The 18,681-nt window shown below is 64.9% G+C and carries 19 protein-coding genes; 7 read left to right on the top strand and 12 right to left on the bottom strand.

The features are described 5' to 3' along the window. Positions 1 to 41 precede the first annotated feature (41 nt). The 8 genes from thrS to folE2 are packed head-to-tail and all read right to left on the bottom strand — an operon-like array spanning position 42 to position 7,605. Positions 42 to 1,931, bottom strand: a complete 1,890-nt coding sequence (gene thrS / locus PFLCHA0_RS30635) for a threonine--tRNA ligase (protein ID WP_015637552.1) — start codon at positions 1,929 to 1,931, stop codon at positions 42 to 44. 26 nt (positions 1,932 to 1,957) lie between these two features. Continuing rightward, positions 1,958 to 3,292 (bottom strand): dihydroorotase, encoded by a 1,335-nt coding sequence (locus PFLCHA0_RS30630; RefSeq protein WP_015637551.1) that lies wholly within the window; start codon positions 3,290 to 3,292, stop codon positions 1,958 to 1,960. A gap of 2 nt (positions 3,293 to 3,294) precedes the next feature. After that, complete coding sequence (locus PFLCHA0_RS30625) at positions 3,295 to 3,855, bottom strand: gamma carbonic anhydrase family protein (RefSeq protein WP_011064347.1); 561 nt, start codon at positions 3,853 to 3,855, stop codon at positions 3,295 to 3,297. After that, positions 3,845 to 4,288 carry a phosphoribosyl-AMP cyclohydrolase gene (hisI, locus tag PFLCHA0_RS30620; protein ID WP_015637550.1) on the bottom strand — a complete coding sequence of 148 codons (444 nt, stop codon included), beginning with the start codon at positions 4,286 to 4,288 and terminating at the stop codon, positions 3,845 to 3,847. The genes PFLCHA0_RS30625 and hisI overlap by 11 nt, the downstream gene beginning before the upstream one ends. Further along, positions 4,285 to 5,169 carry a metal ABC transporter substrate-binding protein gene (locus PFLCHA0_RS30615; RefSeq protein ID WP_015637549.1) on the bottom strand — a complete coding sequence of 295 codons (885 nt, stop codon included), beginning with the start codon at positions 5,167 to 5,169 and terminating at the stop codon, positions 4,285 to 4,287. The genes hisI and PFLCHA0_RS30615 overlap by 4 nt, the downstream gene beginning before the upstream one ends. 11 nt (positions 5,170 to 5,180) lie before the next feature. Continuing rightward, complete coding sequence (locus PFLCHA0_RS30610) at positions 5,181 to 6,047, bottom strand: metal ABC transporter permease (RefSeq protein WP_015637548.1); 867 nt, start codon at positions 6,045 to 6,047, stop codon at positions 5,181 to 5,183. Then, entirely contained in the window at positions 6,047 to 6,712 is a 666-nt protein-coding gene (locus PFLCHA0_RS30605; RefSeq protein ID WP_015637547.1) for a metal ABC transporter ATP-binding protein, read from the bottom strand. The genes PFLCHA0_RS30610 and PFLCHA0_RS30605 overlap by 1 nt, the downstream gene beginning before the upstream one ends. Then, entirely contained in the window at positions 6,712 to 7,605 is an 894-nt protein-coding gene (gene folE2 / locus PFLCHA0_RS30600) for a GTP cyclohydrolase FolE2 (RefSeq protein ID WP_015637546.1), read from the bottom strand. The genes PFLCHA0_RS30605 and folE2 overlap by 1 nt, the downstream gene beginning before the upstream one ends. Positions 7,606 to 7,734: 129 nt before the next feature. Here folE2 and PFLCHA0_RS30595 point away from each other — a divergent pair, with 129 nt between their 5' ends. Then, positions 7,735 to 8,958, top strand: coding sequence for an N-acetylmuramoyl-L-alanine amidase (locus PFLCHA0_RS30595; RefSeq protein ID WP_041752706.1), 1,224 nt, complete (start codon positions 7,735 to 7,737; stop codon positions 8,956 to 8,958). Between the two features lie 109 nt (positions 8,959 to 9,067). On the opposite strand, the gene PFLCHA0_RS30590 is transcribed toward PFLCHA0_RS30595, so the two are convergent. Continuing rightward, positions 9,068 to 9,445 carry a hypothetical protein gene (locus tag PFLCHA0_RS30590; RefSeq protein ID WP_015637544.1) on the bottom strand — a complete coding sequence of 126 codons (378 nt, stop codon included), beginning with the start codon at positions 9,443 to 9,445 and terminating at the stop codon, positions 9,068 to 9,070. A gap of 121 nt (positions 9,446 to 9,566) precedes the next feature. Between PFLCHA0_RS30590 and dksA the strand changes: the two genes are divergently transcribed. From dksA to PFLCHA0_RS30570, 4 genes are all read left to right on the top strand, one after another. Then, on the top strand, positions 9,567 to 9,971 hold the full coding sequence (gene dksA, locus PFLCHA0_RS30585) for an RNA polymerase-binding protein DksA (RefSeq protein WP_011064339.1): 405 nt from the start codon (positions 9,567 to 9,569) through the stop codon (positions 9,969 to 9,971). A 30-nt stretch (positions 9,972 to 10,001) separates the two neighbouring features. Beyond that, a complete protein-coding gene (zigA, locus tag PFLCHA0_RS30580) occupies positions 10,002 to 11,210 on the top strand; it encodes a zinc metallochaperone GTPase ZigA (RefSeq protein WP_015637543.1) in 1,209 nt (402 codons plus the stop codon). Beyond that, on the top strand, positions 11,210 to 11,911 hold the full coding sequence (locus tag PFLCHA0_RS30575; protein ID WP_015637542.1) for a DUF1826 domain-containing protein: 702 nt from the start codon (positions 11,210 to 11,212) through the stop codon (positions 11,909 to 11,911). Before zigA ends, PFLCHA0_RS30575 begins: the two co-directional genes overlap by 1 nt. A 145-nt stretch (positions 11,912 to 12,056) precedes the next feature. Continuing rightward, the gene (locus tag PFLCHA0_RS30570) at positions 12,057 to 13,019 is read left to right on the top strand and encodes a CobW family GTP-binding protein (RefSeq protein WP_015637541.1); all 963 of its coding nucleotides are present in this window, start codon (positions 12,057 to 12,059) and stop codon (positions 13,017 to 13,019) included. Between the two features lie 21 nt (positions 13,020 to 13,040). Here the strand turns inward: PFLCHA0_RS30570 and PFLCHA0_RS30565 are convergent, their stop codons facing one another. Then, positions 13,041 to 13,433 (bottom strand): DUF3301 domain-containing protein, encoded by a 393-nt coding sequence (locus PFLCHA0_RS30565; RefSeq protein ID WP_015637540.1) that lies wholly within the window; start codon positions 13,431 to 13,433, stop codon positions 13,041 to 13,043. Positions 13,434 to 13,550: 117 nt separating this feature from the next. Here PFLCHA0_RS30565 and pdxY point away from each other — a divergent pair, with 117 nt between their 5' ends. Then, positions 13,551 to 14,423 (top strand): pyridoxal kinase PdxY, encoded by an 873-nt coding sequence (pdxY, locus tag PFLCHA0_RS30560; RefSeq protein WP_015637539.1) that lies wholly within the window; start codon positions 13,551 to 13,553, stop codon positions 14,421 to 14,423. A gap of 7 nt (positions 14,424 to 14,430) precedes the next feature. Here pdxY and PFLCHA0_RS30555 read toward each other — a convergent pair whose 3' ends face one another. Both PFLCHA0_RS30555 and PFLCHA0_RS30550 read right to left on the bottom strand, forming a co-directional pair. Then, complete coding sequence (locus tag PFLCHA0_RS30555) at positions 14,431 to 15,843, bottom strand: APC family permease (protein WP_015637538.1); 1,413 nt, start codon at positions 15,841 to 15,843, stop codon at positions 14,431 to 14,433. Between the two features lie 254 nt (positions 15,844 to 16,097). Beyond that, entirely contained in the window at positions 16,098 to 16,583 is a 486-nt protein-coding gene (locus PFLCHA0_RS30550) for an acyl-CoA thioesterase (protein ID WP_011064332.1), read from the bottom strand. Positions 16,584 to 16,872: 289 nt separating this feature from the next. On the opposite strand from PFLCHA0_RS30550, the gene PFLCHA0_RS30545 reads away from it, so the two are divergent. Further along, entirely contained in the window at positions 16,873 to 18,636 is a 1,764-nt protein-coding gene (locus PFLCHA0_RS30545) for a cation:proton antiporter (RefSeq protein WP_011064331.1), read from the top strand. The last annotated feature ends 45 nt before the right edge of the window (positions 18,637 to 18,681 follow it).

Genomic DNA, 18,681 nt, shown 5'->3' with positions numbered 1-18,681 from the left:
CTTTTGGCTGACGCTGACGCTGCCCGTGCCCCGGGCAGCGCCTAGCGCATCCGGGCCAGGGCCTGCTCCAGGCTCAGGCGGCCCAGGTCTTCGCCATTTCGGCTGCGCAGGCTGACGTAGCCTCCGTCCTTTTCCTTTTCCCCGACCACTAGCAGGTAAGGCACTTTCTGCAGGCTGTGTTCGCGAATCTTGTAGCCGATCTTTTCGTTGCGCAGGTCGGCGCTGGCCCGCAGCCCGTGACGGCGCAAGCTGTCGCTGATGGCCCGGGCGTAGTCGGCCTGGGCTTCGCTGATGTTCAGCACCACCGCTTGTTGCGGTGCCAGCCACAGGGGCAGGGCGCCGCCATGGTGTTCCAGGAGAATGCCGATGAAGCGTTCCAGGGAACCAAACAGCGCCCGGTGCAGCATCACCGGCTGGCAGCGTTCGCCGCGCTCGTCGATGTAGCTGATGGCGAAGCGCTCGGGCAGGTTGAGGTCCACCTGCAGAGTGCCGCACTGCCAGTCGCGACCGATGGCGTCGCGCAGCACGAACTCCAGCTTGGGGCCGTAGAAGGCACCTTCCCCGGGGTTGATCCGGTAGTCGATGTGCATGCTCTGCAAGGCACCGACCAGGGCCTCTTCCAGCTGGTCCCAGACCTCATCGCTGCCGATGCGGTGGTCGGGGCGGGTCGAGAGCTTCACCGCCACCTGGTCGAAACCGAACTCCTTGTAGATGTCGAATACCAGGGCAATGGTGGCGGCGCATTCGCTTTGCATCTGTTGCGGGGTGCAGAAGATGTGGGCGTCGTCCTGGGTGAAATGGCGCACTCGCAACAGGCCGTGCAGGGCCCCTGAAGGTTCGTAGCGGTGGACTTTGCCGAACTCGGCGATGCGCAGTGGCAGGTCGCGGTAACTCTTGCGGCCATGACCGAAGATCGCCACCGCGCCGGGGCAGTTCATCGGCTTGAGGGCGAAGGTGCGCTGGTCTTGCGTGGTGGTGGTGAACATGTGGTCGCGGTAGTTCTGCCAGTGCCCGGAGGTTTCCCAGAGGCCGCGGTCCATCACGTCGGGGGTGTTCACTTCCTGGTAGCCGGCCTGTTCCTGGCGCCTGCGCATGTAGCCGATCAGTTCCTGGAACAGGGTCCAGCCCTTGGCGTGCCAGAACACCGAGCCCGGCGCGCAGTCGTCGAAATGGAACAGATCCAGCTGCTGGCCGAGCTTACGGTGGTCGCGCTGTTGCGCCTGTTCCAGGCGCAACAGGTAGGCCTCAAGTTCCGGGCGGGTGCCCCAGCAGGTGCCGTAGATCCGCTGCAGCGGTGCGTTGCGGGCGTCGCCGCGCCAGTAGGCTCCGGCCACCTTGGTCAGCTTGAAGGCGCGCAGTTGGCCAGTGGAACGCAGGTGTGGCCCACGGCACAAATCTTCGAAATCCCCTTGACGGTACAGCGAAAGCACGGCATCTGGCGGCAAGTCGCGGATCAGCTCGACCTTGTAGTGCTCGCCCAGGTCGGCGAAATGCTGCAGGGCCTGCTCCCGGGACAATTCCCGGCGGCGCACCGAATGATTGGTGGCGGCCAGGCTATGCATGCGCGCCTCGATCAGTTCCAGGTCCTCTGGGGTGAAGGGGCGCTCGTAGGCGAAGTCGTAGAAGAAGCCATCCTCGATCACCGGGCCGATGGCCACCTGCGCCGAGGGGAACAGCTGTTTCACCGCCATCGCCAGCAGGTGCGCGCAGGAGTGGCGCAGTACTTCCAGGCCCTCGGGGTCGCGGGCAGTGACGATGCTCAAGCGGGCGTCGCTGTGCAACAGGTAGTCACAGTCCACCAGTTGGCCGTTCACTCGCCCGGCCACGGCGGCCTTGGCCAGGCCGCTGCCGATGCTGGCGGCCACCTCGAAAACGGACAACGGCTGGTCGTACTCACGGCACGCGCCATCAGGCAGGGTGATGCGGATCATCTTCGGCGGTCCTTGGGGTCGGGCTATTAACGGGTGAAGCGCAGGGGCAGGCCCTGACAGTCGTCGTACAGGCGGCCCTGGTGCCAGGCGAGCTGGCCCGACACCAGGGTGCTGCTGACGCTGTGGCGAAAGCGCTGGCCGGCAAAGGGCGTCCAGCCGCAGTGGGCGAGGATTGGCTGGCTGTCCACGGCCAGGCCTGTGGGCTCGGCGCGGACCAGCACCAGGTCGGCCCAGTAGCCTTCGCGCAGGTAGCCGCGATCGGGAATGGCGAACAGGTCGGCGACTCGGTGGCTGGTTTTTTCCACCAGGGTGGTCAGGGGCAGCACCCGGTCGGCCACCAGTTCCAGCAGCGCTGGCAATGCATGCTGCACCAGCGGCAGGCCGGAGGGCGCGCGGCTGTAAGGCAGCTGTTTCTGCTCCCAGGTATGGGGCGCGTGGTCGGTGCCGATGACATCCAGGCGCTGGCTGTTCAGGGCCTGGCGCAGGGCATCGCGATCGGCCTGGGTCTTGATCGCCGGGTTGCATTTGATCAGGTGGCCGAGGCGCGGGTAGTCGCGGTCATCGAACAGCAGGTGATGTACGCAGACCTCGGCGGTGATGCGCTTTTGCGCCAGGGGCCGGTCCTCGAACAGCGCCAGTTCCCGGGCGCTGGTCAGGTGCAGCACGTGCAGGCGGGTGCCGTGTTTCTTCGCCAGTTCCACCGCCAGGGATGAGGAGCGAAAGCAGGCCTCGGCATCGCGGATGTGCGGGTGGGCGGCGGCGGGAATCTGCTCGCCATAGAGTTGCAGCCAGCGCTGTTGCCGGGCCTGGATGCTGGGGGTGTGTTCGCAGTGGGCCAGGAGCAGGGTCGGCACCTGGCGGAACAGCCGGTCCAGCACCTCGGGATCGTCCACCAGCATGTTGCCGGTGGAGGCCCCCATGAACACCTTGACCCCGGCCACCTCCGTGGGGTCCAGGGCGGCGACGAGGTCGAGGTTGTCGTTGCTGACCCCGAAGTGAAAGCCATAGTTGGCCACCGAAACGCTCGCTGCGCGGCGCTTCTTGTCGTTCAGGGCGGCAAGATCCAGGGTCGCCGGCGAGGTGTTGGGCATGTCCATGAAGCTGGTGATGCCACCGGCCACCGCCGCCCGCGACTCGCTGTACAGGCTGCCCTTGTCCGGCGCGCCGGGGTCGCGAAAGTGCACCTGGTCGTCGATCATGCCCGGCAGCAGCCACTGGCCGCGGGCGTCGATTTCGATCTCGGCGCTGAGGTGGTCCAGGCTGCCGATGGTGTCGATGCGCCCGTGCGCCACCAGCACATCGGCGTCGAATTCGCGCCCTTCGTTCACCAGGCGGGCATTGCGGATGAGGATTCGGCTCATGCTCAAAACTCGTTCTGCAGGGCCTTGTAGCCACGCACCAGGTCGACGTTGGTGCGCGCCACGTCTTCGGAAAACTCCGAAGCGCTGACACTCACGGGAGGGAACTGCGCCAGGTCGGTCTTGGGCCCGATGCGGGTGGTGGAGGGCACGTAGAAACCCGGCGGCAGGTCGCGGCCATCCACCACGGAGTTGTGTCGAACCACGCTGCCGTCGCCCACTTCGCAGTTGAACAGCACGCTGTTGAAACCGATGAACACTCGGTCGCCGACCACGCAGGGGCCATGGACGATGGAGCGGTGGGCGATGGAAGTGTGCTGGCCGATGGTCACCGCCGCGCCGGATTTGGAGTGGATCACCACGCCATCCTGGATGTTCGAGTTGGCGCCGATGGTGATGGCTTGCATCTGGCCGCTGGCGTCCACTTCGTCGGCGCGGATCACCGCGTAGGGGCCGACGAAGACGTTGTCGCCGATCACCACCTTGCCGCAGATGATGGCCGTCTTGTCGACGTAGGCGGACTCGGCGATCACGGGCAGATCGCCGGAGGGGTTTTTACGAATCATGGCGCGAGTCCTTCAAGGGGGAACTGATGACTTCCACCGCGCCATCGCGAATGGCGTTGTAGAAACAGTTGGGGCGCCCGGTGTGGCAGGCCGGTCCTTGCTGATCCACTAGCAGCAGCACGGCATCGCCGTCGCAGTCCAGGCGCGCTTCGATCAGGCGCTGGCGATGCCCGGAGCTTTCGCCCTTGCGCCACAGGCACCGACGCGAGCGCGACCAGTAGCAGGCCTGGCCGCTGGCCAGGGTTTCGCCCAGGGCCTGGCGGTTCATCCAGGCCAGCATCAGCACCTCGCCGCTGTCGTGCTGCTGGGCAATGGCAGCGATCAGGCCGTCGCTGTTCCAGGGCAGGGCGGCGAGCACCGCGGTCAAGGCCCAGCGGCTGCCCTGGGGCGCGGCTTCCAGATCCAGCAGCGACAGCGGTGGGCGGCGGATCATGGTTGGCTCAGGGCCTGGTACAGGGTGTCGAGGTTGTATTCGAACAGGCCGGTGAAGGTACTGGCCGGACCGCTGGCCGAGAGCGCATCGGAGTACAGGGTGTCGCCGATATGGGCGCCGCTTTCGTCGGCGATCTGCTTGAGCAGGCGGGCGTCCTTGATGTTCTCCATGAACACTGCCTTGACCTTGGCGTTGCGGATCTGGGTAATCAGCGCAGCCACTTCGGCGGCGGAAGGTTCACGCTCGGTGGACAGGCCCTGGGGCGCCATGAAGTCGATACCGTAGGCCTGGCCCAGGTAGCCGAAGGCGTCGTGGGAGGTGACGATCTTGCGGTTGCCTGGGGGCAGGGAACCGAGCTTGGCCTTGGCCTCGGCCAGCAGGCGATAGATCTGTTTCAGGTAGGCCTGGCTGTTGCGCTGGTAGTCGGCCTGGTGGGCCGGGTCGGCAGCGATCAGCGCCTTGGTGATGTTGCTCACATAGAGCTCGCTGTTGGCCAGGTTGTGCCAGGCATGAGGGTCGGGAACGCTTTCGCCGTCTTCCTCCAGGGTGCGCGGAATAACCCCGCGGCTGGCAGTGACGACCTGGGCCTGGGTGGCGGTGCTGGCCACCAGGCGGTCCAGCCAGGGTTCGAAACCCAGGCCATTCTTGATGATCAGCCGGGCCTTGAGCAGGGCCTTGGCGTCATTCGGGCTCGGCTCGTAGGTGTGGGCATCCTCGTCGGCACCCACCAGGTTGGTGATGTGCACATGCTCACCGCCGACCTGGCGGGTCATGTCGGCGAGGATGCTGAAGCTGGTGACCACCGCCAGCTTGTCCGCCGCCTGGGCAGTAGGCAGCGACAAGGGCAACAGCAGGCTGAACAGCACGAGTAGAGCGCGCATCGGGAAACACCTCATGGGGATGTGAGCAAAGGTGGGCGGTGCAGCAAGCCGTGCACCGGACCGAACACCACGGACAGCAGGTACAGGCCGCCGGCCACCAGCACGATGGCCGGGCCGCTGGGCAGCGAGTAGTGGAACGACAGCAGCAGGCCGAGCCACACCGAGAGGCAGCCAAACAGCGCGGCGATGCCGATCAGGGCGGGCAGGCGTCGGCTCCAGAAACGTGAGGCGGCGGCCGGCAGCATCGTCAGGCCCACCACCATCAGCGCGCCGATGGCCTGGAAACCTATCACCAGGTTGAGCACCACCAGGGTCAGGAACAGGCCGTGGGCCAGGGGGCCGAGGCGGCTGACGCTGTGCAGGAACAGCGGGTCAAGGGTGTCCAGCAGCAGGGCTTTGTAGATCAGCGCCATGGCCAGCAGGCTGAAGAGCGAGACCAGCAGCATGCCGTTCAGGGTCGTGCCATCCACCGCCAGGGCCGAGCCGAACAGCAGGTGCAAGAGGTCCAGGCGCTTGCCCGCCAGCCCGAGGATCAGCACGCCGCTGGCCAGGGAAATGGGGTAGATGGCGGCGATGCTGGCGTCTTCCCGCAGGCCGGTGCGCCGGGTGATCCAGGCGGCCAGCCCGGCCATGCCCAACCCGGCACCGAGGCCGCCCAGGGTCAGCGCCGGCAGGCTGAGACCGGCGAACCAGAAGCCCAGGGCGGCGCCCGGGAGAATGCCGTGGGCCACGGCGTCACCGATCAGGCTCATGCGCCGCAAGATCAGGAACACCCCCAGGGGCGCGGTGCTGCAGGCCAGCAGCAGGCCGCCGAGCAGGGCCCGACGCATGAACAGGAATTCGCTGAACGGCTGCCAGAAATGTGCGGCGAAGTGCATCAAGCCACCTGCGCGCAGGATTGTGGGGCGATCAGCTCCAGGCTGGGGCCGAATACGCAGCCACTGCTTTTTACCAGCAGGGTCTGGGGGATGTGCTGGCGCACGGCGGCCAGGTCATGGCAGACCACCACCAGGGTCCGGCCCTGAGCGTGCCAGTTGTACAAGTGACGCCAGAGCAGGGCCTGGCCGGTTTCGTCGAGGGCGGCGTGGGGCTCGTCCAACAGCAGCAAGGGGGCTTCGGTCAGGCTCAATCGGGCGAGCAGGGCACGTTGTAATTCACCACCGGAAAGGGCCATCAACGGGCGCTTTTCCAGGCCGCTCAGGCACCAGTCTTCGAGGACCGTGCGCAGCTTTTCTGCCCTGACCCTGGCCGGTTCACGCTTGCCCCAGAAGCCGCCGGCCACCAGTTCTTCCAGGCTGATGGGGAACTGTCGATCCAGGTGTTGCTGCTGCGGCAAGAAGGACAAGCCGCCTCGGGCAGTGCCGAGGTGGATCTTGCCCGCGAGTGGTTTCTGCAGCCCGGCGATGACTTTCAACAAGCTGCTCTTGCCCGATCCGTTGGCGCCAATGATCGCGCTCAGGCTGGCCCTGGGCAGGTGCAGATCCAGGGCTGGAGTCAGGGGTTGCCCCGGAGCGCCCCAACGCAGGTGTTCGCAGCGGATCATCAGGCCTCCCAGTTCCAGCGGCTTTCGGCCACGGCGTCATGGGCATGCAGGCTTTCGGCGTGCACGACCCGCAATTGAAAGGCGTTGATTCCGGGGGAACGGCGCAGGGCTAGGTTCAGGCGGCGGGCGGCGTCTTCGCAGAACATCAGGTTCTGCCCGTTGGCCAGGGCGAAGGCCTGCTCGTCGGCACGCTTGACCGCGGTTTGCACGGCGGTGCCCAGGGCGTTTTCCGCATCGTTGATCAGGGCAATCAACGGCAGTTCGTCGATGAAGTCATCCAGGCGCAGATGCAATGCCGCGTTGCTGCGCTGGCTATGGGGCGTCGCGACGATGCCTTGGGGCGAGCCCAGCCAGGCCAGGACGTCGGCGTGTTGCAACGGCCGGTTGGCAAAATCTTCGATGAACTGCTGCTGGATCAACTGCCGCGCCAGCGCCGCCGAACAGGGGCAAGTGGAGGAATAAGGCACGTCGATTTTTAGTTCCACGTGGAACATCGCGTTTTTCAGCCGCGCTTCGATACTCAGCGGGTAGCTTTTCCAGCCGGCCAACGGGCTGACCAAGGCCGGGCGTTTCAACAGTAGATCCAACTGAATGCGCAGGTAGGCGCTGTGGGCCAGGCCTTCATGGCTATCGAGAAAACGCTGCAAGATCCGCCGGAGCAGAGCGGGGGTGAGGTTCTCCTGTTCCAGCATTTCCAGGGCCAGATACAGGCGTGACATGTGAATGCCCCGGGCCTCGCCATCGTCGAGGCTGACACCGGCATCGGCCTTGGCTGCGCTTGGCTGGTTGTTGATCACTACAGGTAAGGCAATGCCGCACATGCCCACCCATTCCAGGGGCAAGGCTTGGCGTGAGGCCTGCGCGGCGATATCCGGCAGAGTCAGCGCGTTCATGAACAGGTCCGTCGTGGGAAGTGATTTCACATGTTATATTATAACAATACGTTCGATGGGAAATTTTTCCTCGACGGTTGTTCATCTTGTCTTGTGAGTAGGGACGCTCCTTTTTTCGCGGTATTTGCCATGCACAGACGTCAATTGCTCAACCTGCTGTTGGCCGGTACGGCCCTGATGTTTCCCTGGAGTGTCCGCGCCGCGCAGATCTGCAACGCACGATTGTGGAAGGACGCAGAAAAGTTGCGGCTGGTGCTCGATCTGAGCGGCCCGGTGCAATACAAGACCTTCAGCTTGAGTGCCCCGGAGCGCTTGATCATCGACTTGAACGGCGCGCACCTGAGCGGTGATTTCAGCCAGCTGGCCCTGGCCAACACGGTGATCCGCGCCATTCGTTCCGGGCACTTCGGCCAGGGCGATACGCGGATCGTCCTCGACCTGCGCGAGCCGGTGCAGCTCCACAGTTTTCTCCTGCCGCCCCAGGATGGCCAGGGCCATCGGCTGGTGCTGGATCTGTCCAATGCCACCAGGCTGGCCCTGCCGATCGCTGCGGCCGCCGCGCCGCTGGCCAAGCCCGAGGCCACGACAGGCAAGCCCCATCCCAAGCGCGACATCATCGTGGTAGTAGACCCCGGCCATGGCGGCAAGGACCCGGGCGCCGTGGGGGCCAAGGGCGAACGGGAGAAGGATGTGGTGCTGGCCATCGCCCGCCTGCTGGCCAAGCGGCTCAAGCGCGAGAAGGGTTTCGACGTGAAGCTGGTGCGCAACGATGATTTCTTCGTGCCGCTGCGCAAACGCGTGGAGATTGCCCGCAAGCACCAGGCCGACATGTTCATCTCGGTGCATGCCGATGCCGCGCCGCGGCTTACCGCATCCGGCGCATCGGTGTACGCCCTGTCCGAAGGTGGCGCCACCTCGGCCACCGCGCGCTTGATGGCCCAGCGGGAAAACGGCGCCGACCTGCTGGGGGCGACGACGCTGCTCAACCTCAAGGACAAGGATCCGATGCTGGCGGGGGTGATTGTCGACATGTCGATGAACGCCACCATCGCCGCCAGCCTGCAATTGGGCGGGACTGTGCTGCAGAGCCTGTCGGGCATTACCACCCTGCATCAGAAGCGTGTGGAACAGGCCGGTTTTGCGGTGCTCAAGTCACCGGACGTGCCGTCGATCCTGGTGGAAACCGGCTTCATCTCCAACAGCCGCGACAGCCAGCGCCTGGTCACCGCGCGCCACCAGCAGGCGATTGCCGATGGCCTGTTCAACGGCCTGCAGCGCTACTTCGAGAAAAACCCACCGGTTAACAGCTACATGGCCTGGCTCCAGGAAACCAAGAACAACCGCCCCGCCTGAACGCCGACCTGCAGGAGCCGGCTTGCCGGCGAAGAGGCCGGTGAATGGGGTGGCTGAGGATGTCTTCGCTGGCAAGCCAGCTCCTACGCAGGCGGTACGGGAAAGGGAGCTAGCAGCCGCTGATGCGGCTGCAGGTGAACTGCCCGCGGCTGCCGCCGGAGCTGGAAAAGCGGTTGCGCGTGGTCCAGCCCACGCGCTGGCTGTAGCCCACCCAGGCCTCGCCGTCGGAGGCCAGGCCGGTGAAGAACGTCAGCTGCCCGTAGCGGCTGTTGGTCTGCGCCCAATAGCGCTTGCCGATCACCTCGAAGCCGCGCAGGTAGGTGGTGCTGCCGGCCGTGGCGACGCTGTAGGCGTTGCCCAGCGGGTCGACGCAGGCCAGCAGAGTGGCGCTGCGGGTGCAGGTGGCCAGGGTACTGGGCACCGCCGCGCTGGCGTGACCAGCCAGCAGCAACAGGCCTGAAAGTAGGGTGGGCAGGACAGGGCGCATGGCGAGTCTCGTGACGACAGGGGCGCAGCATCGCGCCCTTCGTCGTGGGCGGCAAGGGAAGGTTGGCTAATTTGTGTTGTTATAATATAACATTAAAACACAGCCTGACCCGTGACTCGCCATGACTGAACAAGACCTTCTCGCCCAACCCGAGACGCACTACATGAACGAAGCCCAGCAGGGCTTCTTTCGCCAGCTGCTGCTGGCCCAGCGCAGTGATCTGCAGGAGCGCATTGCCGGCGAGTTCGACCAGCTGCGCGAGCAGGAACCCCACAGCGACCCCGCCGACATCGGCAGTGCCGAAGAGCAGCGCCAGTGGCAACTGCGCCTGCTGGAGCGGGAAAAGAAGCTCCTGGACAAGATCGACGAAGCCCTGGAGCGCCTGGCCCGTGGCGAATACGGCTGGTGCCGCGACACCGGCGAGCCCATCGGCCTCAAGCGCCTGCTGCTGCGGCCCACCGCCACCCTGTGTATCGAAGCCAAAGAACGCCAAGAGCTGCGCGAACGCCATCAACGGGCGCTTTGACCCAGCCGCGATCCTGATGAGGAACAACCCATGACCGACCGTCTCCCCGTTACCGTGCTGTCCGGCTTTCTCGGCGCCGGTAAAAGCACCTTGCTCAATCACATCCTGCGCAACCGCGACCACCTGCGGGTGGCGGTGATCGTCAACGACATGAGCGAAATCAACATCGATGGCAGCGAAGTGCAGCGCGATGTCAGCCTCAATCGCGCCGAAGAAAAACTGGTGGAAATGAGCAACGGCTGCATCTGCTGCACCCTGCGCGAAGACCTGCTGGAGGAAGTGGGCAAGCTGGCCCGCGACGGGCGCTTCGACTACCTGCTGATCGAATCCACCGGGATTTCCGAGCCGCTGCCGGTGGCGGAAACCTTCACCTTTCGCGATGAATCCGGCCAGAGCCTGGCGGATATCGCCCGGCTCGACACCATGGTCACGGTGGTCGACGGCATGAATTTCCTGCTGGACTACCAGGCCGCGCACAGCCTGGCTTCCCGGGGCGAAACCCTGGGCGAAGACGATGAACGTTCCATCAGCGACCTGCTGATCGAACAGGTGGAGTTCGCCGACGTGATCCTGGTCAGCAAGATCGACCTGATCAGCAGCGACCAGCGCGAGGAACTGCTGGCCATCCTCAAGAGCCTCAATGCCCAGGCCGAGATCGTGCCCATGGTCATGGGCCAGGTGCCACTGGCGAAGATCCTCAACACCGGGCGCTTCGATTTCGAGCGCGCGGCCCAGGCTCCGGGCTGGCTGCGGGAGTTGCGCGGCGAGCATGTGCCGGAAACCGAGGAGTACGGCATCGCTTCCACCGCCTACCGGGCGCGGCGGCCGTTCCATCCCCAGCGCTTCTTCGACTTCATCAACCGGCCCTGGGTCAACGGCAAGCTGCTGCGCTCCAAGGGCTTCTTCTGGTTGGCCAGCAAGTATCAGGAAGCCGGCAGCTGGTCCCAGGCCGGTGGCCTGATGCGCCATGGCTTTGCCGGGCGCTGGTGGCGCTTCGTGCCCAAGCAGCACTGGCCCCAGGACGAAGAAGGCACCGCGGCGATCATGCACAACTGGACCGCGGCCACCGGAGATTGCCGCCAGGAACTGGTGTTCATCGGCCAGAACATCGACTTCACCCGGCTTTGCGCGGAGCTCGACCTGTGCCTGCTGGATGACGATGAAATGGCCCTCGGCGTCGAGGGCTGGAGCCTGCTGAACGATCCCTTTGGCCCCTGGCATGATGAGGAAGCGGCCTGATGCTGACCCTGAACTTGCCGGTAACTCCACTGGCCAATCCGCCCAGATGGCTGCTGCTGCCGAGCGTGACCGCGCCGGTCTCTCGCCGCCAGGCCATCGGCAGCACCCCGGCGGTGCTCGCCCAGGTGCTGGAGGATGAGGTCAATCTCGGCCTCTGGCAGCGCCAGTTGCCGGCCCACATCGCCGACTTCGCCGAGTTGCTGCTGTCCCTGGACCAGCCGCTGGCCGAATCCCTGTCCCTGGAGCTGCCCGACGAAGACGCGCAACCCAATCTGCGCGGCCTGGCTTCGGGGTTCAGTGATCTGCAGGGTTATGAAGGCTTTATCGCCGATGTTGCCTGGCTGGTCAGCGCTTTTGCCTGCCTGCTCGGGGCCAGGCGCGTCGGGCTGCGCCTGCGGGTCCTGGACAAGGCCATGTGCCCGCGGTTTCACGTGGACCATGTACCGGTGCGGCTGATTACCACCTACGCCGGAGCCGGCAGCCAATGGCTGCGCGAAGGCGCCATGGACCGCAGGAAACTGGGGCAGGCCGAGGGCGAACCACGGGACCCGGCACAGATCCAGCAGATCGCCAGCGGCGACGTGGCGCTGTTCAAGGGCGAGAAATGGCACGGCAACGAAGGCTTTGGCCTGATCCACCGCTCGCCGCAGCCAGCGCCAGGGGAACGCCGGCTGATCCTCACCCTCGATTGGCTGGGTTGACCTAGGCCCGTGCAGCCGCTTGCCGAGCCTGGGCAAAGCTCCGCAGGACCTTCAGCGCTCCCAAGAGCGGCGTCGAATCGAGCGGATTTTCGCCCAGGGCGGGAAGGGCGTAGCATCACCTCACAGGTTTCCCGGACCCCTTCCCATGCTGCAGAACATCCCCACCCACGTGATCGCCGGCCCCCTGGGCGCCGGCAAGACCAGCCTGATCCGCCATCTGCTGAGCCAGCGCCCGGCCGCCGAGCGCTGGGCGGTGCTGATCAACGAGTTTGGCCAGATCGGCCTGGACGCGGCCCTGCTGACCCGCGACGAAGATGGCATCGCCCTGGGCGAAGTGGCCGGCGGCTGCCTGTGCTGCGTCAACGGTGCACCGTTCCAGGTGGGCCTGGGCCGCCTGTTGCGCAAGGCCCGGCCGGACCGCCTGCTTATCGAGCCCTCGGGCCTCGGCCACCCGGCCCAATTGCTCAAGCAGTTGAATGAAGCGCCCTGGAAGGGCGTGCTGGCGGTGCAACCCTGCGTGCTGGTGCTGGATGCCCAAGCGCTGGCCGCTGGCAAGCCGTTGCCCCGGGCGCAGCAGGATGCGCTGTCCAGCGCCGGCCTGCTGGTACTGAACAAGGACGAACTGCTCAGCGACAGCGACAGGTTGCGGGTGCTGGAGCAATTGCCGGACCTTCCCTTGTTCTGGACCCGCCATGCCGCCTTGCCCCTGGCCGAGCTGCCGGGCCTGGGAGCCAGCGCCGAAGCGGCCCTGGAGCAGTCGGACATTCCCCAGGGCCTGGCCCAGTTGCCGGCCGTGTGGAGCGATCCGGCGCTGCCGATCTGCCTCAGCCAGTCCCAGGAGGATGGCTGGAGCATCGGCTGGCGCTGGCACCCCAGCCAACAGTTCGATCTGGTCCGGGTCGAGCACTGGCTGCAGAACCTCGACTGGCGCCGGGCCAAGCTGGTGCTCCACAGTGATCAAGGCTGGCGGTCGGGCAACGGGCTGGATAATTCACCGCTGAACTGGCTGCCCAGCGAATGGCGCCGGGATTCGCGCCTGGAACTGATCTTCAGTAGCCCTCAGGACATTGCCGTTCTGCAGGCCAGTCTCGATGCCTGTCGCCTGTAGGAAACGGCGTGCACGCCACTCTTACGGCTTGAACTTGCGATGTTCCTCGCGCCACTGGCTCAGCTCGATCACCTCGGCACTGGGCAGGGGCTCCTTGGCTTCGAACGGGTAGGGCGCCAGCTCGATATGGGCGCTGTGGGCGCCGAACTGGGTGATGGTCCCGGCATGACGGGTTTCCCCGGTCACGGTGAACTCGAAGTTGTAGACCCGCGCCAGGCGCCGCCGGCCATTGCCATCCTTGACGAAACCGATGCGCTTGAGCGCCACATTACCGTCCAGCAACTCGATGTCGAGCCGCGCGCAGTGCTGCTTGACCCGCTCCAGGGCCCGTTCGCGCAGGCCGTGGTTGTGCCACAGCCAGGCAGCAGCGGTTGCCAGTAGCATCAGCACAAAGATGTTTCCAAGGGTCAGCATGAAGGTTTGCTCCAACGAGGTGGCGTCAGCTTAACTGCGACTCCGGTCTGTCGTACAGGCTGCGTTTAGTCGCATACTGCGCGGCTTGAATTCCACCGGTTTTATGGAAAATCCTGCATGAAACGTACGCCCCACCTGCTTGCGATCCAGTCCCATGTGGTTTTCGGCCACGCCGGCAACAGTGCCGCGGTATTCCCCATGCAGCGGGTTGGGGTGAATGTCTGGCCGCTGAATACGGTGCAGTTCTCCAACCACACTCAGTATGGTCAGTGGGCCGGGGAAGTGCTGGCGCCACAGCAGATTCCCGAGCTGGTGGAAGGCATTGCCGCCATCGGCGAGCTGGGCAACTGCGACGCGGTGCTGTCCGGCTACCTGGGCAGCGCGGCCCAGGGCCGGGCGATCCTCAGCGGTGTGGCGCGGATCAAGGCAGTCAATCCCAAGGCCCTGTACTTGTGTGACCCGGTGATGGGCCATCCGGAGAAGGGCTGCAGCGTGCCGGCTGAAGTCAGCGACTTCCTGCTGGACGAGGCCGTGGCCATGGCGGATTTTCTCTGCCCCAACCAGCTGGAGCTGGACAGCTTCTGCGGGCGCAAGCCGCAATCGCTGTTCGACTGCCTGGGCATGGCCCGGTCGCTGCTGGACAAGGGCCCCAGGGCGGTGCTGGTCAAGCACCTGGACTACCCGGGCAAGCTGGCGGACGGTTTCGAGATGCTGCTGGTGACCGCTGACGGCAGCTGGCACCTGCGCCGTCCATTACTGGCGTTCCCGCGCCAGCCGGTGGGGGTGGGCGACCTGACCTCAGGCCTGTTCCTGGCCCGGGTATTGTTGGGGGACAGCCTGGTGGCGGCCTTCGAATTCACCGCCGCGGCGGTGCATGAAGTACTGCTGGAAACCCAGGCCTGCGCCAGTTACGAGCTGGAGCTGGTGCGCGCCCAGGACCGCATCGCCCACCCACGGGTGCGCTTCGAGGCCACGCCGATCGGCTTCTGAGGCGGGCTCAGGCCTGCTCGGAAAACTGCACGGTCGGCGCGGGCTGGCGAAAGCCCCGGGTGTGTATGCCCAGGTACAGCAGGCCCAGGGCGAACCAGGCCAGGCCGATGCCCAGGGTCAGGGCCGAAAGGCTGGTCCACAGCCAGGCGATCAGGGCAAAGCCGATCAACGGCAGCAGGCCGTACTGCAACAGCCGTGCGGTGCTGCGCGGCTGGCCCTGGCCCAGGTGACTCTTGATCACCGCCAGGTTGACCACCGAGAACGCCACCAGTGCACCGAAGCTGATCATCGACGCCAGGGTGGTGAGGTCGATGACCACCGCCAGCAATGACACCAGCGACACCAGGACAATGGCCACCACCGGGGTCTTGTAGCGCTCGGACAGGGTACCGAACACCCGACGTGGCAGGATGCCGTCACGGCCCATGCTGAACAGAATGCGCGATACCGAGGCCTGGGATGCCAGGGCCGAACCGGCGGCGCCGGCGACATAGGTGGCGGTGAAGAACATCTCCAGGAAGCGTCCGCCGGCGTGCAGCATGACCTCGCTGGCCGCCGAGTCGGCGTCCTTGAAACTGCTGCCGGGGAACGCCAGCTGGCTGGTCATGGCCAGCAGGATGAACAGCAGGCCGGCGCCCAGGGTGGTGATGACGATTGCCCGGGGGATGTCCCGGCGCGGGTCGCGGGTTTCCTCGGCCAGGGTCGACACCGCGTCAAAGCCCAGGAACGACAGGCACAGCACCGCGGCCCCGGCCATCAGCGGCAACAGCCCATCCTGGCTGCCATCGCCGACCCAGGGTGCGCTCAGGTCAAGGCTCTCGGCCCCTGCCAACTGGCGGACCACCAGGGCCACGAACACCACCACGAAGACCATCTGCGCGCAGACGATCAGGTTGCTCATGCTCGATACCGAGCCGATGCCGCGGATGTTCAGCAGCGTCACCAGGCTGATGGTCGCCACCACGAAGACCCAGGCGGGCACGGCGGGGAAGGCCAGGTTGAGGAACAGGCCGATCACCAGGTAATTGATCATCGGCAGGAACAGGTAATCCAGCAGCAGCGACCAGCCGGCAAGGAAGCCGATGCCCGGGCCGAAACTGAGGCTGGCGTAGGAATAGGCTGAGCCGGCAATGGGGTATTTCTTGACCATTACGCTGTAGGAAAGGGCGGTGAAGATCATCGCCAGCAGGGTGATCACATAGGCTGCGGCGGTGCGCCCGCCGGTGAGTTGGGTGACCACGCCGTAGGTGGTGAAGACGGTCAGCGGGACCATGTACACCAGGCCGAAGAACACCAGGGCCGGCAGGCCGAGGATGCGCCGCAGCGAGGTGCCCTGGGCACTGTGGGTGAAGCCGCCATCGAGGCTGGCGTTATGGGCGGACGCAGGGGGGCTGCTGGAAAGAGCATTGGCGCTGGGCATTTTTATTGTTCTCACGCGTTCGTTGGCTCGAAGGCTCCCCGGGCGGGGAGTGCGTTTGTGCCTTGCCCTTCGATTCTGGCAGCGGTGCCCTGGGGGCATAACTCTCGATGTGGTCAAAAAGGGATGGATCTGGCCATTCAGGATGACCGCAGAAGCCTGCTGGCGGGTGTTGGAGTGTGGCGGCGGAGCGCTGGAAGCTCTGGAGGGGGGAGGACCGTCCGTGGCCCTGCTGAATCAGCGGTGCAGCTTGAGCATCAAGGGCCGTCGGCCTTGATTTCCCGGTAGCGCTGTTCCAGTTCCTGGCGGATCTGCCGGCGCTGCCGGGCCTGGATAAAGCGTCGCTTGCCGTCGGCGGTTTCCGGCTGCAGCGGCGGCACCTGGGCCGGCTTGCGCTGGTCGTCCACCGCCACCATGGTGAAGAAGCAGCTGTTGGTGTGGCGCACCGAACGCTCGCGGATATTCTCGGTGACCACCTTGATGCCCACCTCCATGGAGGTGTTGCCGGTGTAGTTGACCGAGGCCAGGAAGGTCACCAGCTCGCCGACATGGATCGGCTCGCGGAAGATCACCTGGTCCACCGACAGGGTCACCACGTAGCGGCCGGCGTAACGGCTGGCGCAGGCATAGGCGACTTCATCGAGGTACTTGAGCAAGGTGCCGCCGTGGACATTGCCAGAGAAATTGGCCATGTCAGGGGTCATCAATACCGTCATCGACAGTTGGGCGTTTCCGGGTTCCATAGCACGCTCACGGTTCTGGGCAGGGGTTGCTGGAGCACCTCTGCGGGTGCTGGCTCCAAAGGGTTTTCAAACCATCGATAACGGGACGCCGGGCCGGGCCACGTCGTCACGCCCTGGTGGATCTGTTTCCTAATATTGCACCGCCTTCCTGCCGGAAGTCGCGGTGTTAACCTGCAAAACACCCGTTCCAGGGCATTTTCCGCTTCTATTTTGGATATTTCCTTCTACTGATCAGAACATTCTTTTTAGGCGATCACCCCCGCCCAGCATTCCAAGGAGAGCCCCGGCCATGCATGCCATCAGCTTCATTCAGGACCTGGCCGTGATCATGCTGGTCGCAGGCGTGGTGACCATCCTCTTCCATCGCCTCAAGCAGCCTGTCGTGCTGGGCTACATAGTCGCCGGCTTCATCATCGGCCCTCACACTCCGCCTTTCGGGCTGATCCACGACGAACAGACCATCAAGACCCTGGCCGAGCTGGGGGTGATTTTCCTGATGTTCTGCCTGGGGCTGGAATTCAGCCTGCGCAAGCTGTTCAAGGTCGGGGCCACGGCCTTTATCGCGGCGTTCCTGGAAATCGTCCTGATGATCTGGATCGGCTACGAGATCGGCCGCTGGTTCGGCTGGAGCACCATGGATTCGCTGTTCCTCGGGGCGATCCTGGCCATTTCCTCCACCACCATCATCGTCAAGGCGCTCAATGACCTGAAGATGAAGAACGAGCGCTTCGCCCAGCTGATCTTCGGCGTACTGATCGTCGAGGACATCCTCGGCATCGGCATCATCGCCTTGCTGTCGAGCATCGCGGTCAGCGGTACGGTGAGTTCCGGCGAGGTGTTCTCCACCGTCGGCAAGCTTTCGCTGTTCATGATCGTGGCGCTGGTGATCGGCATCCTGCTGGTGCCGCGCCTGCTGGCCTACGTGGCCAGGTTCGACAGCAACGAGATGCTGCTGATCACCGTGCTGGGGCTGTGTTTCGGCTTCTGCCTGCTGGTGGTCAAACTGGAGTACAGCATGGTCCTGGGGGCCTTCCTGATCGGTGCGATCATGGCCGAGTCTCGCCAGTTGCTGAAGATCGAGCGGTTGATCGAGCCGGTTCGCGACCTGTTCAGCGCAATCTTCTTCGTCGCCATCGGCCTGATGATCGACCCGCAGATCCTCCTGCAATACGCCTGGCCGATTGCCGTGATCACGGTGGCGGTGGTGCTGGGCAAGATGCTGTCCTGCGGCATGGGGGCCTTTATCGCCGGCAATGATGGACGCACCTCACTGCGGGTAGGCATGGGCCTGTCACAGATTGGCGAATTTTCCTTCATCATCGCCGCACTGGGCATGACCCTGCAGGTCACCAGCGACTTCCTCTACCCGGTAGCGGTGGCGGTGTCCGCCATCACCACCTTGCTCACGCCCTACCTGATCCGTGCCGCGGACCCGCTATCGCTGAAGCTGGCAGGGGTTCTGCCCAAGCGCCTGAGCCGGGTACTGGGCATGTATGGCGAGTGGTTGCGCAGCATCCAGCCCCAGGGCGAGGGTGCGCTGCTGGCGACGATGATCCGCAAGATCCTGCTGCAAGTGGGGGTGAACCTGGCGCTGGTGGTGGCGATCTTCTTTTCCGGTGGCTATTTCGCCAAGCGCATTGGCACCTACCTGGAAGATTGGGTCAGTGAGCCGAGCTGGCAGAAAGCCTTGATCTGGGGCGGGGCGCTGCTGCTTTCGCTGCCGTTCCTGATTGCTGCCTATCGCAAGCTCAAGGCACTGTCGATGTTGCTGGCGGAGATGGGGGTCAAGCCGGAAATGGCCGGGCGCCATACCCAGCGAGTGCGTCGGGTGATCGCCGAGGTGATCCCGATCCTGTCGCTGCTGGTGATTTTCCTGCTGCTGGCGGCGCTCTCGTCGAGCATCCTGCCGACCCTGGAACTGCTGGTGTTGATCGCCGTAGTGGCGGCGGCGGTGGCCGCAGTCCTGTGGCGCTGGTTCATCCGTGTGCATACGCGGATGCAGGTGGCGCTGATCGAAACCTTCGACCACAGCAAGGACAACAGTGGGCATTGACCTTGCCGCTCGCCGGCAGGGTGCCGGCGAGCTGTTTCAGTCGCC

It is taken from the genome of Pseudomonas protegens CHA0 (genome assembly GCF_000397205.1).
Classification (GTDB): Bacteria; Pseudomonadota; Gammaproteobacteria; order Pseudomonadales; family Pseudomonadaceae; genus Aquipseudomonas; species Aquipseudomonas protegens.
Note: the sequence above shows the minus strand (reverse complement) of the source record. Positions and strands in the feature narration are given on the sequence as shown.

What these genes read in the sequence shown, in the direction of transcription:
- pdxY (WP_015637539.1), top strand. Translation starts at nt 13,551, where the DNA reads ATGAAACGTACGCCCCACCTGCTTGCGATCCAGTCCCATGTGGTTTTC.
- PFLCHA0_RS30605 (WP_015637547.1), bottom strand. Translation starts at nt 6,712, where the DNA reads ATGATCCGCTGCGAACACCTGCGTTGGGGCGCTCCGGGGCAACCCCTG.
- zigA (WP_015637543.1), top strand. Translation starts at nt 10,002, where the DNA reads ATGACCGACCGTCTCCCCGTTACCGTGCTGTCCGGCTTTCTCGGCGCC.
- PFLCHA0_RS30545 (WP_011064331.1), top strand. Translation starts at nt 16,873, where the DNA reads ATGCATGCCATCAGCTTCATTCAGGACCTGGCCGTGATCATGCTGGTC.
- thrS (WP_015637552.1), bottom strand. Translation starts at nt 1,931, where the DNA reads ATGATCCGCATCACCCTGCCTGATGGCGCGTGCCGTGAGTACGACCAG.
- PFLCHA0_RS30550 (WP_011064332.1), bottom strand. Translation starts at nt 16,583, where the DNA reads ATGGAACCCGGAAACGCCCAACTGTCGATGACGGTATTGATGACCCCT.
- PFLCHA0_RS30615 (WP_015637549.1), bottom strand. Translation starts at nt 5,169, where the DNA reads ATGCGCGCTCTACTCGTGCTGTTCAGCCTGCTGTTGCCCTTGTCGCTG.
- PFLCHA0_RS30575 (WP_015637542.1), top strand. Translation starts at nt 11,210, where the DNA reads ATGCTGACCCTGAACTTGCCGGTAACTCCACTGGCCAATCCGCCCAGA.
- hisI (WP_015637550.1), bottom strand. Translation starts at nt 4,288, where the DNA reads ATGATCCGCCGCCCACCGCTGTCGCTGCTGGATCTGGAAGCCGCGCCC.
- PFLCHA0_RS30610 (WP_015637548.1), bottom strand. Translation starts at nt 6,047, where the DNA reads ATGCACTTCGCCGCACATTTCTGGCAGCCGTTCAGCGAATTCCTGTTC.
- PFLCHA0_RS30565 (WP_015637540.1), bottom strand. Translation starts at nt 13,433, where the DNA reads ATGCTGACCCTTGGAAACATCTTTGTGCTGATGCTACTGGCAACCGCT.
- dksA (WP_011064339.1), top strand. Translation starts at nt 9,567, where the DNA reads ATGACTGAACAAGACCTTCTCGCCCAACCCGAGACGCACTACATGAAC.
- PFLCHA0_RS30595 (WP_041752706.1), top strand. Translation starts at nt 7,735, where the DNA reads ATGCACAGACGTCAATTGCTCAACCTGCTGTTGGCCGGTACGGCCCTG.
- PFLCHA0_RS30625 (WP_011064347.1), bottom strand. Translation starts at nt 3,855, where the DNA reads ATGATTCGTAAAAACCCCTCCGGCGATCTGCCCGTGATCGCCGAGTCC.
- folE2 (WP_015637546.1), bottom strand. Translation starts at nt 7,605, where the DNA reads ATGAACGCGCTGACTCTGCCGGATATCGCCGCGCAGGCCTCACGCCAA.
- PFLCHA0_RS30555 (WP_015637538.1), bottom strand. Translation starts at nt 15,843, where the DNA reads ATGCCCAGCGCCAATGCTCTTTCCAGCAGCCCCCCTGCGTCCGCCCAT.
- PFLCHA0_RS30570 (WP_015637541.1), top strand. Translation starts at nt 12,057, where the DNA reads ATGCTGCAGAACATCCCCACCCACGTGATCGCCGGCCCCCTGGGCGCC.
- PFLCHA0_RS30630 (WP_015637551.1), bottom strand. Translation starts at nt 3,292, where the DNA reads ATGAGCCGAATCCTCATCCGCAATGCCCGCCTGGTGAACGAAGGGCGC.
- PFLCHA0_RS30590 (WP_015637544.1), bottom strand. Translation starts at nt 9,445, where the DNA reads ATGCGCCCTGTCCTGCCCACCCTACTTTCAGGCCTGTTGCTGCTGGCT.